This window comes from Kallipyga massiliensis ph2 (genome assembly GCF_000311985.1).
In the GTDB taxonomy this organism is placed as follows: Bacteria; Bacillota; Clostridia; order Tissierellales; family Peptoniphilaceae; genus Kallipyga; species Kallipyga massiliensis.
Genome location: NZ_HE978585.1, coordinates 1,297,947 through 1,310,442 on the forward strand (window position 1 = coordinate 1,297,947; position 12,496 = coordinate 1,310,442).

11 protein-coding genes and 1 pseudogene are annotated in these 12,496 nt (G+C 35.9%); all 12 read right to left on the reverse strand.

Translation table 11 applies throughout. The annotated features are described in order from the left end of the window. Positions 1 to 51: 51 nt before the first annotated feature. Positions 52 to 525 (reverse strand): annotated as a pseudogene (gene metG, locus HGKM_RS05940) (methionine--tRNA ligase subunit beta); the annotation flags it as partial. A gap of 180 nt (positions 526 to 705) precedes the next feature. Then, a complete protein-coding gene (locus HGKM_RS05945) occupies positions 706 to 1,941 on the reverse strand; it encodes a site-specific integrase (protein WP_009381499.1) in 1,236 nt (411 codons plus the stop codon). Positions 1,942 to 1,986: 45 nt separating this feature from the next. Beyond that, positions 1,987 to 2,163, reverse strand: a complete 177-nt coding sequence (locus HGKM_RS05950; RefSeq protein WP_019134428.1) for a hypothetical protein — start codon at positions 2,161 to 2,163, stop codon at positions 1,987 to 1,989. An 81-nt stretch (positions 2,164 to 2,244) separates the two neighbouring features. Continuing rightward, a complete protein-coding gene (locus HGKM_RS05955) occupies positions 2,245 to 2,442 on the reverse strand; it encodes a DUF6462 family protein (RefSeq protein WP_009381497.1) in 198 nt (65 codons plus the stop codon). A 493-nt stretch (positions 2,443 to 2,935) separates the two neighbouring features. Beyond that, positions 2,936 to 3,352 (reverse strand): RNA polymerase sigma factor, encoded by a 417-nt coding sequence (locus HGKM_RS05960; protein WP_019134429.1) that lies wholly within the window; start codon positions 3,350 to 3,352, stop codon positions 2,936 to 2,938. Between the two features lie 315 nt (positions 3,353 to 3,667). Next, positions 3,668 to 5,020 (reverse strand): MATE family efflux transporter, encoded by a 1,353-nt coding sequence (locus tag HGKM_RS05965; protein WP_019134431.1) that lies wholly within the window; start codon positions 5,018 to 5,020, stop codon positions 3,668 to 3,670. Positions 5,021 to 5,047: 27 nt separating this feature from the next. Continuing rightward, entirely contained in the window at positions 5,048 to 6,793 is a 1,746-nt protein-coding gene (locus HGKM_RS05970; RefSeq protein WP_019134432.1) for an ABC transporter ATP-binding protein, read from the reverse strand. Next, positions 6,794 to 8,509 carry an ABC transporter ATP-binding protein gene (locus HGKM_RS05975; protein ID WP_019134433.1) on the reverse strand — a complete coding sequence of 572 codons (1,716 nt, stop codon included), beginning with the start codon at positions 8,507 to 8,509 and terminating at the stop codon, positions 6,794 to 6,796. After that, positions 8,497 to 9,987, reverse strand: coding sequence for an ABC transporter ATP-binding protein (locus HGKM_RS05980; RefSeq protein WP_019134434.1), 1,491 nt, complete (start codon positions 9,985 to 9,987; stop codon positions 8,497 to 8,499). The genes HGKM_RS05975 and HGKM_RS05980 overlap by 13 nt, the downstream gene beginning before the upstream one ends. A gap of 13 nt (positions 9,988 to 10,000) precedes the next feature. Next, a complete protein-coding gene (locus tag HGKM_RS05985) occupies positions 10,001 to 10,687 on the reverse strand; it encodes an energy-coupling factor transporter transmembrane component T family protein (RefSeq protein WP_034579044.1) in 687 nt (228 codons plus the stop codon). Between the two features lie 3 nt (positions 10,688 to 10,690). Then, positions 10,691 to 11,293, reverse strand: a complete 603-nt coding sequence (locus HGKM_RS05990) for an MptD family putative ECF transporter S component (RefSeq protein ID WP_019134436.1) — start codon at positions 11,291 to 11,293, stop codon at positions 10,691 to 10,693. A gap of 162 nt (positions 11,294 to 11,455) precedes the next feature. After that, positions 11,456 to 12,427 (reverse strand): helix-turn-helix domain-containing protein, encoded by a 972-nt coding sequence (locus HGKM_RS05995; RefSeq protein WP_019134437.1) that lies wholly within the window; start codon positions 12,425 to 12,427, stop codon positions 11,456 to 11,458. Between the last annotated feature and the right edge of the window lie 69 nt (positions 12,428 to 12,496).

The following is a 12,496-nucleotide window of genomic DNA, read 5'->3' on the forward strand; positions in this document are numbered from 1 at the left end:
CGGCGGATGAACTTTGATTGCTCACCCGCCGGTGAAAGAGACGCACTATTTTTAATAGAGTTTTGCACCTGCCGGGATCCTGGGATCCAACATGATGAGGTGGAGCTTTTCTTCCCCTTCTTCCTCATGAATGGCCGAGAGAAGCATGCCCTCGGAGTCCACCCCCATCATCTTTCGGGGAGGAATGTTGCAGATGGCCAGGAGGGTCTTGCCTACCAGGTCCTCTGGGGCATAATTATCCCGGATTCCGCTCAAGATTGTCCTGCCCTCTTGACTTCCATCATCCAACTTAAATAGGAGGAGCTTCTTGCTCTTGGGCACTTCCTGGCAGTCCTTGACCTTGACAACACGGAGGTCCATCTTGGAGAAAGTATCAAAGTCCACCATTTCTTCAAAAAGAGGCTCTATTTTTACTTTGGAAAAATCAAGGTCTTCGGCCTTCAGATAGGGAATATCCAGGCCTTCTGATGGACCATCCTCCTTCTTTCCCCCATTTCCCAGCCCCAGAGGCTTCATGGTCGGGAATTGTTCCTCATTTAACATATTATCCCCCATCCTTCTGTAATATCAACAATTTAGGCATTTTGATAAAAGTATTATCAAGTACTATTCGGCAGTATAATTTGGAAATTTGTTGTCTTTTGTGTTGTCCTCAGACTTAATTGTTGTCCTTTCAAACCACAAATTCAACTTCTATTTTTTTGCTTAAAAAACATCCAAATTTTTCGTTAATTTTTCTATTGATTCCTTTTTCTTGTCGCTGTTTACTTCGGCATAAATGTCCATCGTCGTTTCTATGCTAGCATGTCCCATGATTTCTTGAATAATCTTTATGTTCGTTTCGTTTTCACAAAATCTTGAACAAAAAGTATGGCGTAAATGATGACAAGAGAAGTGTGGAATTATTATAGGCTCTCTTTTCTCCTTCTTGGCTTTGACAATTTCTTCAGCATTATGAGCCCCTAGAATTCTTCTAATAGCTCTATTGATTGCTGCGGGATTATGTATCATACCGAAACGGTTTGAAAAAATGAATCCACTCATGCCATCAACAACTGCTGTACAAAAGCCATCTTCTTTTTGTCTTTCATACTCCGATTGCAAAGCCTCATAAACTGGTTGCATCATAGGCAGGATTCTAGTGCCTGCTTCTGTTTTTGGTAAAGAAACTTTGAACTCACACTTATAGGTATCCGTTCTCCTTGGATAGTAAGTCATGCTGTGATTTATATCTATGGTTCTTTTCTCCATATCTATATCAGACCATCTAAGTCCTACTACTTCTCCAATTCTACAGCCTGTGCCAAGCAGCACCGTAAATATCGAATTCCAGTGGACAAATATCGGACTCGAAGCGATATAATTCATGAACGCTCTCTGTTGCTCAATAGTTAACGCATGTCTCATATTCTTCTTCTTAGTGTTCTTCTTTTTAATCTCAGCCATTACTCCATCGCTTGGATTGTTTCGAATAATGTCATCCCTTACCGCTAATTGAAAGGTCGGATGAAGAACTGTATGGATAGTTTCTAATGTGTTTACCTGAAGTCCTCTATCATTCAACAAATCGTAATAAAAATAAAGTACGTCAGAATATTTGATTTCTCCAATTTTCCTCTTGCCAAATCCTTCTCTTACAAAGCGGTCATACATGTATGTGTAATTCGTATAAGTTGTTTCCCTTAACTCAGATTTTGTAGAGATATACCTATCAAAAACAAAATTTAAGGAGGCTTTTCCCATCACATATACATTTAAGCCATCTAACTGATCCTTGAAGAGTTTTTCTTCTCTTTCCCTTAATTTTTTAAGATCTTTTGAGTAAATAAACTTCCTTTTCCCGTAAGGATCTACATAGCCATAAGCGTATCTTCCATCACTTTCTCTATAAATTTCTCCTTTCCTTAAAGCTCTACCTTTAGGGTCTTTTCTTGCGGACATCTTTCATTCTCCTTTCTATACAACATATAGAAGAGAGAACTTTCGTCATTTTTTCAAGGAGTCAGCATATAACTTCCCTAACCCTGATTTAACCGCCTGCGACATGGTCAAATTATGAGACTTAGCATATCCCCTGAGTTCCTGATATTCGCCTTCGGTCATTCTAATCGTAACTCTATGAATCATAGGGTCTTCAAGCAAAGGACGTCCCATTTTCCTCATATCATGCTCCTTTCTCACAATCTAACTTGATTATACTTTTTGTCCGACGTTTTGTCAATGCGTTTTACCATTGCAGAACATTTATGTTTGGTAGGGCATCATGCGAAAGGTCTCTAAATAGTCGTCTAAAATATCACAATTTACTAAGACTAATTTGTTTAGCTTATAAACCGCACCAGCTTCTTTCGCTATTTCTTCAAATTTCGTCTGACACATTGAATACAGTTCTGCACCTTCCTTATATCTGACAAATCTTTTTGCATTAACCTTGTTCTTCACGAGTTTTACCTCCTTTCAAATAATCTTTTATTTTGTCAATACTATTTAGAATCATTCTCTATAATATATTTATAAGTTTTACGACATTGGTAGGTGCTTGGCAGCAACATAGGAATCTCACCTCCGCCTCTTATTCCAGACGAGCCGGCTTAAACTATTGAAGTATCATTATCACTACTTGCTTCATTGAACAGGTTGCCAAATCTGTTTTTATGTATTCTTATTTATCGCTCGCTTTCTTGTTTCCTTGATTTACTCAGTATTCATAAAACCAAAATTTCTTTCAGCAGAAAGGTCATGGCGTAAGTCATAATCCTCCACAAGTAGATAAAGTCCTACCTTTGGTCTATTCAGTTGTCAAGGAACAATTGCCTATTGGCTTTCAGAGAGATTTTCTTTTAAGTTATTCTTGAAAATAATTCTTCAATTAAATTAAGAGGACAGATCTCCCTTCACTTTATACAAGGAAAATCTGCCCTCATGCACAAGGCGATTACTTCATAAATTCTTCCAATAGCACCCTTAGCTTTTTAAGAATATTGTTTTTTTGCCATTGTATAGCTTGATAGCTCACTTTCTTGCCTCTCGCTATGCTTGATAGCGTTTCATCATCGAAATACAAACGCTCTATGATGTCCCTTTCCTCATCGTTTAGTTTTGATATAGCATTTCTGACTGCCTCAATCATCATCTGTGTTTCAACAATCTTTTCTACATCAACGCTTTCATCAGCGATGTTATCTATAAAATGTCCATCATGATCCAAAGAGGAAAAGAAAAGCAGGTGGTTTTTTCTGTCCACCTGCTCTAAATACTTCTCGTGTTCTTTTTCTCGCCAGTAGACTTTATAAATATCTTCACTGACTTTTACCTTTTGCCCTCTGACATAAAGGTAATACTCTTTTGCCATAAAGTTTCCTCCATTTCTTTTTGTCTATTTGTTTTTCAGACAAAAAAAGGAGGACTCCTGCATCTTGGCATAAGAAGTCCTCTGAAATGAAAGAAACCCGTCCTTTCCTTAACTATATTTAATTGTTTAGACGAGAATATGGAAAGACAGACAACTGTAAATCTTATAAGAAAAAGGAAGGATTTTGTTTTGAGTTATAGCTTCAAAGAAATATATAGCCTTTATCATATCCTGTCCCTCCATTTTACAACTAACTATTCCTCATATATTAAGCCCTTCTACTATTTCAGGTATCCACGCACATAATAAGAAATTTTATGCTTGTACTTTTTCTTTGCTCATCTTATTTAGTTCTCCAAGCATCATAAAGATGCCCACAACAATCATAATGAAATCAACAAGGGGCTGTGTGAACCAAACAGCTTTTACTCCAAATACCATTGGCAGAAGAACCATTGCAGGAACAAATAGGAAGAGCTGTCTAAGCATAACAATAATTCCTGCTTTCTTTCCGTTCCCGATTGATTGGAAGAATGTAATTGTCATTACCATTACTCCATACAGAATAAATACAGAATAGAATAGCCTGAAATTCCCAACTCCCTGTGTTATGATACTTGCTTCTACTCCAAACAAGGAAAGTATCTGACTTGATAGCAATAATGATGGAATCCAAAAGATTGCCGCAAGCACAAGTCCTCCGATAGAAAACACCTTCATTGCTTGCCTTACTCTGTCATATTGCTTTGCTCCGAAGTTTGTTCCGACAACAGGCTGCAATCCTTGACTCATTCCCCAAAGTGGAATGAACGAAAAGGCATATACACGAAGCGATGCTGCCATCAAAATTCCGTTTGGATCTCCGCCATACTTAAATGCCATTTTATAAAGCATTGTCTGCTGAATCATAAACAGAAGCTGCATCATCATAGCTGATGAGCCTACTCCAAACATTTCTTTTTTTATTTCCGCATCAGACTTAATCTTATGAATTTTTACAACCTTGCTCTTTTTCAGGAAGTAGTGCAGCGTTACAACTGCTTGAACAAATTGGGCTGTAATAGTAGCAAGTGCGGCACCCTCAATGGCGTATTCACCCATAACTGTCATTAAAATCGGATCAAGAATGATATTCAGTAAAGCTCCAAGTCCCATTATCATCATGGCTTTTTTCATTAGACCTTCGCCACGCATAACCATGTTTGCGGACTGTGTAAAATTTACAAAGAGGGAACCGATAAAGATTACTCTTAGGTATCTGATACCATAAGCTTTGATCTCACCCGTTGCTCCGACCATATCTAAAAAATGTGGTGCAAGTAGTATTCCTCCAACTGTTATGATTGCCGAAAACAAAATCACCCAGAAAATCAGGTTGCCCATGATTTTATCTACGGTTTTCTGATCTCCTTTACCAATCGCTCGTGATAAAACAGATGCAGAACCTACGCCAAGAAGTGTAGACACCCCGCTGTTAAAAAAAGTAAGTGGCATCGCAACGCCACAGGCAGTCATTGCAGTTTGCCCTATGATTTTCCCGGCAAATATCCCGTCCATTAACGGATACAAACCGATTACTATCATTCCGATAACCGCCGGAATAGATAGCTGAAATAGTAAATCTATCGGTCTTTTTGTTAACAGTTGTTCTTTCATATCTTGCTTCATTCTAAAGTCCCCCTTCTAAAAATGTTGCTATTTGATTTTCCATCCGATTGCTCTTTCCCTTTGATAAATAAATCGCTGATAAATTTGTGATTTCTCAAGTAGCTCCCCATGTGTTCCAACACTTTCTACCTTACCTTTATCCATTACAACAATCTGATCTGCACCTTGAATGGTTTCCAATTTATGTGCAATGACAAGTACAGTTTTACCTTTTAGTAAATTGTGTAAAGCAACCATAAGTTGTTCTTCATTCTCAGGATCTACGCTTGATGTTGCCTCATCCAAAATCACAATCTTACTTGGTTTAAGCATTGCTCTGGCAATGGAAATTCTTTGACGCTCGCCTCCTGATAAGTTAGAGCCTCCTTCCTGCAAAACCGTATCATATCCTTGAGGTAGTGCCATAATAAAATCATGGCACTGTGCCTGTTTAGCAACTTCCATAACTTCTTCATCACTTGCATCAGGATTACCAAACTTAATATTATTCTTTACTGTGTCATCAAACAGGTACACATCTTGAAAAACAAAAGTAAAATTAGACAACAGGTTGTCATATTTAAAATCTTTTATATTTTTCCCATCAATCAAGATTTCGCCGCCATCAACATCCCAAAATCGTGATATTAAGTTACAGAGTGTTGTTTTTCCACTTCCTGAACCGCCTACAATAGCTGTTGTCTCTCCTTCCGATATAGAAAGAGTTATTCCATCAAACAATGATTGTTTTTCATAAGAAAATTTCACGTTATTAACCTCAACTTTGGCAACATTCAATTCCGTTACATTGCCTTCTGAAATTGTTGGTAGCTCTCGAAGTTTGGATATGGCATCTAAATTTTGTACTGCAACCCCCCTTATATTTTGCATACTTCCAGCCATCTCAAATCCTGCAAATACAATAAAGCTTGATACTATAAGCATTACCGCTTTATATGGTGGAATCGAAGCAGAACAAAAGCGGAAAACTGAAGAAAGTATAATTGCGCAAATACCCAGTTTGAAAATAAAAAGGAAAATAAGAGCGGCAGGAGCAACTGTTTTTTCAACATTGATAAATCCTTTGCGGCTTTCAGAGATATTCCTGTCTAATTCTGTTATCATTTCTTTCCCTTTTCCAAAAGACTTGATAACGCTAATTCCTTTTACATATTCTAAAGTGGTTGCATTCAAGTTGATTTTTAATGATTGTAGTTTCTTCGTCAACTCATCTGCTTTTTTCTGAAAGAGGGCATTACTTAACATCCCCACAAATAAGGTCGCTAATATGATAATCCCTGTAACCATATCAAACGGAAGCATAAAAAGTGCCATGATTGCTGTTTGAATCACTCCTACAAAAAGTGTTTCAATAATATTTACACCTACGGTTTCAAGCTCCCCGATTACTGTCGTTAATCCTCCGGATATATTTCCAAGTCGATTGTTGCTGAAATATCCCATGTTTACTCGTTTTAATTGATCGCCGATATATAATCTGTTCTCTGCTCCCATGTTATAAGTAGCAATATACTTATTGCGATCTGCCATATAACTACATAGTATTTTTCCTACAACACTTAACATTGCCACGCCAAATACAATATATACATCCTGTATAAGTACTTCTCTATGCTCAAAAATATTCTGAAATACTTTGAGTAAAAAAAGCATGATAGCTCCCAGCGCAACGCCCTCAAAAATACTTTTAAGCACCTCAAATAGAAGCATTCTACTGAGTTTTGACGATTCTTTGCCTGCAATAGCATATAATTTTTTAATTAAATCTCTCATTTACTTTACCTCCGCCTGTTGATATACACTAATGTGCGATTTCCACATTTTTGCGTAGGTTTCGCTTTTACCAAGAAGCTCGGAATGTGTTCCTTCAGCTTCTATTTCTCCATTGGTTACTACAATAATCTTGTTCGCACGAATTATAGTCGAAAGTCTGTGAGCTATCATAATAACGGTTTTATTTTTAACCAATGCATCTATAGATTTCTGAATTTCTGCCTCATTGTCTGGATCAGAGTAAGCAGTAGCTTCATCCAAAAGAACGATAGGACTATCTTTTAGCAACGCTCTTGCAATGGTAATTCTTTGACGTTCACCACCCGAAAGATTATTGCCCGCTTCACCAACAATCGTGTTATATCCGTCAGGCAAGCTCATAATAAAGTCATGACAACTGGCTTTCTTGCACGCTTGTTCAATTTCTTCAATACTCGCATCAGGCTTAGCCAATTTCATATTTTCTAAAATGGTTTTTTTGAAAAGATAATTCTCTTGCGAAACATAGGTTACAAGTTCCATATTTTTTTCAAGAGAAATATCTTTTACATTTACATTGCCTATGCAAATTTTTCCATTGTCAGCATTCCAATATCCGGCAATTAATTTTGCAATGGTAGATTTTCCGCTGCCTGAATATCCTACAATAGCTGTAAGTTGTTTTTCTTCTGCATGAAAAGACAAATTTTCAAATACTTTCTTTTCGTCGTTATAACCAAAACTTACATTTTCAAAGGTTATGCCGTAAGAGCTTATCGTATTACAATTATCTCCTCTTTCAAGCTCCGGCAAATTCATTACTGTCTTGATTTCATCAATCACTACTCTTACGTTTGCCATTGTATCCATATGGCTCATTGCTTTAATCAAAGGCTTATAAGATGCATAAGATAACAGCACACACATAATGAGAATGCCAACAGAAATGCTCCCTTTCATGTATAGAAACAAAGAAATAGGCAAGACAAACAACATAGTTGAAGGCAGAATTTCCATTGCAGCAGTCATATAAAAACAAACACTTAAATACCAACTAAGCATACTGTCCCTGTTCTTATTAACGGCATCTACAAATTTTCCATAGGATGACGCTGATTTATTGAAAGCTTTGATAACCTGAATACCTCTAATATATTCAACCGCAGTAGTATTCATGTTTTTTGCAGCTTGTTGGTAGTTACGAGATTTTTCCTCGTATCCTCCCATCATTAAAAACGAGAACAATACACCGATTGGAAGAGTTACAAGATTGGCAAGACCTATTCTCCAATCAAGCACAAAAATAATAATAACTAACACGATGGGAATAATAACATTTGCGATTACTTCTGGGATTACATGTGCGATTGGCTGTTCCATTTTATCCAAAGTTTCAAGCATAAACTGTGTCCATTCACCACTGCTCCTTTTCTCAACTTCCCCCATAGATAATCTGCTTATTTTTCTTGCAAGTTTTTTTCTCTCATCTTCAATAATACGAAAAGCAAGATTATGAGAAGTTAATGTTGATATTTCATGAAAAATAACACTTCCTAAAAGTCCGCATAAAATTATTAAAATAGGCTCTTTATAAATCATAAAATTTATTTTTCCAGCAGCTATATGTTCAACGATTTTCGCCATTGCAAAATATGGCAAAACTCCACAAAGCACCCCAAGGACTGCGACAAAAACTGCAAAAAAAATTTGTCCTAAATGCTTCTTTAACACATCCATTTTTCCACCTCTTTCGCATTCATTGACTTTAATAAGTCTTGTATATTTTCTAAATAATAATCTTCTGTAATTTCCCCATCATCAAGTTTTAATATTCTATTGCAAGTTCTTGCAATAAATTCAATGTCATGAGAGATAATCAGAAATTTGGTTCCATTCTTTTGTTGTTCCTTAATTAAAATCCTAACTTTTTCCATACTGTTAAAATCTAAACCGGATGTTGGCTCATCCAATATAATCATCGGAGCATTTCTCATCATAGCAACACCTAAAACAAGCCTTTGCTTTTGTCCACCAGACAAAGTTGCAGGATGTTTATTTTTTAACTCAATCAAGCCTAATTTTCTTAATATATCTTCGGCTTTATCTATGTTTTTATCAGGATTGTCTAATCCTGTTGTTAATTCGTCTATTAAATCTTCTCCAAAAAGTTGAGAATCTAAATCTTGAGGTATATACCAAATTTTCCCAATGCGTTGCTTGTATTTTTTTGAGTTTCCATCCACTAAGATTTCACCGGAACTTTCTTTCATTAAGCCTGCAAAAACCTTTCCTAATGTGCTTTTTCCCACACCATTTGCACCAACCAAAGCAATAATTTCATTGTTATCGTATTGAAAAGTTATATTTTTAAGCAGCTGGTGGTTCTTAAAATCTTTACTTAAGCCCGTTACCGATATTGGATGTGGCGATGTGATTCCGCTCAAATCGGTATTTGGAATAGAAATATCCTCAAAACGCAAAGAACGAAGCCCTTTTTTATTAAGCGCCTCAGACTTTTGTTCCTGTATTTCATTTGATGAATATTCTTTAATTATTTTTCCGTTTTCCATAAAAATATATCGGTCAGCAATACCTCTTAAATAAAAAAGTCGATGTTCTGCGATAATACTTGTTTTTCCACTGTTTTTTAATCTTTTTATTAAGTCTGCAAGAAGATATGTTGCACTTAAATCAAGATTTGCTGATGGTTCATCAAATACATATACGTCAGGCTCCATTGCTTTTGCCGAACATATTGCTACTTTTTGTCTCATGCCATATGATAAGGAATAGATACTTGTATTGAGTAAATCTTCAATTCCCATTTCTTTTACAGTTTGATTAACTCGCTTTATTATTTCACTATGTGTAAGTCCCATATTTTCGCATCCAAACGCAATTTCCCCGGCAACTTCATTGGAAAAAAACTGACTTCTTGGATCTTGAAAAACGTTACCAATCATTTTCCCTATTTCCCAAGATGGTAATTGATGTATGTCCTTCTCTTTAATAAAAGTCTTTCCGCTTAACTCTCCTTGAAAGAACGACGGTATAAGCCCGTTTATCACTCTTGTTAATGTGGATTTTCCGCAACCTGAAGCTCCAATGATTGCAATACACTCCCCTTGTAGGATGTTTAAATTGATGTCATTAAGCTGCATTTCATTTTTATTGTATGAATAGCTTACATGATGAATCTTTACTTCACTTTTCATCAATTTCCCCTCCTCAAATAATGCAAACGATTAGCAATAAAAGACTGATCGTTAAAATCACAATATCTGTCTTACTCATTTTTGTTTCATAATAGCTTTGTTTTTTACCGGTGTTTTCAACACCTCTTACAATAGCCGCTGCAGCAAGTTCATCTCCAACTTTAATTGAACGAAAAATTAAAGGGACTACTACATACTCAACAGTTCTTAATGGATGAAAGAACACCTTTTTTTTACTTCCGGTTAATCCACGCACCTTCATTGCTTCTTTTATCGTTTTTATTTCCCCTGATATGGTTGGAATAAATCTGATCATAATCACCAAAATCAGAAGTATATTTTGTGGCATTGAGCTTTTCTGAAATACAGCAATCAATTTTCCTGATGGTATTTTGAAAGTTAAATAGGCAGCCATAATAGGAACAATAAATTTATATATCATTCCTAATAACATCGGCGATATTATCATCACTCCTTTTGGAATCATCATTATCAACCAAAATGTTGTAAATGAATAAAGCAACACATATTGCACGCTTTGTTTGACAAAACCGAAATATGCAAGAAGCATAGCCAGCCATATCACAAACAAAGCGTGCATATAATAGCTTTCAGTAAAAATAGATACCATACAGGCGAGAAATGTTAATAATAGCGCACCTATACCACTTAATTCTCTTAGTCTTTTCTCGCAGCTCATTGTTTAACTCAAAATTCCGGCTTTTTCAAAGTGTTTTTTGAGAATTTTTTGTGATATAAGCACACCTAATGCAGATAATATTACCGTTATAATTACACCAACGAGCATCAATTTCGGAGAAGAAACCATATTATACTGAAGCTTCATCGTAGCATCTGCAAAACCACTTGCGAGTGCCTGTTTTTGATAGCTTTCCCATGCAACCCAGCAAGGTACGCCAATTCCCAATACCATGCCGATTCCATATGTACTCCAGCCAATCATGTTTCTAACAGGATTTCTATATGTGTTTTTACCAATCATCACAATTTCAGAAATCACTGCAACAGCTATAAAATAAGGAACCATAAACATATAACCCATCGCTGCGGTAATAAGTGCATATATCATTACCCAAACAAATAAAAGACCATGCTTATTTACTCTGTTGGCTGCTACCAAGTAAAAAATTGAACCCAAAAACATTTCAATGCCTGCTGTTCCATAAAGGTAAAGAATAGGGATAGCTACCGTACCCATTCCCACTAAAAATGCTATTGCATAGAACAGAGCCATCATAACGGCAACCGTTACAATATCCTTTACCGTCATTTTTTCTTTCGTCATATTAAACGCCTCCTTTTTGGTTAGATAAAGCTAACATCTGTTCGAAAAAAATAGGAAGACCGGATGGTCTTCCTGCAACAAATGTCCATCTTCAGCAACTATGTTACATCAAAATGGATATTTCTCTTATAACCTATTAGACCTTTATTTGCTCCAAACAGGTCAAACAGATTTACTCCTATATTGTTGTGGTGTCTCTCCAAAATGTTTTTTAAAAGCTGAAGAAAACTTGCCTTGATTTAAGTATCCTGCTAAATCCGCTATTTCTCCGATAGACATACTTGACTTATGAATTAGTAACTCTGCTGCCGCTTCAAGACAAGTTTTTTTAATAAAACTGCCTATTGAATTTCCTGTTATATAAGCAAAACATCTTTTAAGACTTGATTCAGAAATTGCATATTTTTTTGCCAGTTCAGAAATAGAATATCTGTCAAAAGGATTTTCCATAAGAGCTTTGTAGCATTCTTGAGTTGCTTCGTACACAGGCTCAGAAAAGGATGGAAGTTTATGTGTGTCTTTACTTTCAACTAAACTCAGAAATAGTAATAGTTCTATTGTTTTAATTATTGAATATGGAAGCTGTATCCTCTCATCAACCCTATATAATTCACCAATAATATGATTGATTTCATGACGAGAGCGGATAATTAACGCCGCCCCATTTTTGCACACCTTATCCCGCATTTCAAACAAATCTATATTTCCATATGGAAAATATTTTGAAATGGACTTTTGTGCTATACTCATATCAATAAAAAGAGAAAGCCCTACATATTTTTTCATGGGAATACAAGAGTTTTCAAACGGTACTTTCCCAAGTTCTAAAACACTTAAATCTCCTTTTCCAATAAATGCGCGTTCATTATTTTCCAGCTTAAATTCATAGCACCCTTCAAGGCAATGATCAATTTGTAAGATTCCTTCTTTAGGTGTTATTTTTTGATGTGTTGTTTCCATATTTAAGTTGTTATAAGATAATTGAATTCCTTCAAGCAAATCATAACAACGCATTTCTCCTGTACCCGTTTCGTTTCTAAAACGATAAACTTTCGCATTATCAACATTTTTCTTCTCCGAAAAAATATACCCATTGTAGGCGTTTTCGATAATACTCTTTCTATTTAACTCCATACCTTTTGTCTCGCTTCTTGATAATTTTTTGCTATTTATTTTACTATTATACCATAAATATGAGCCTCT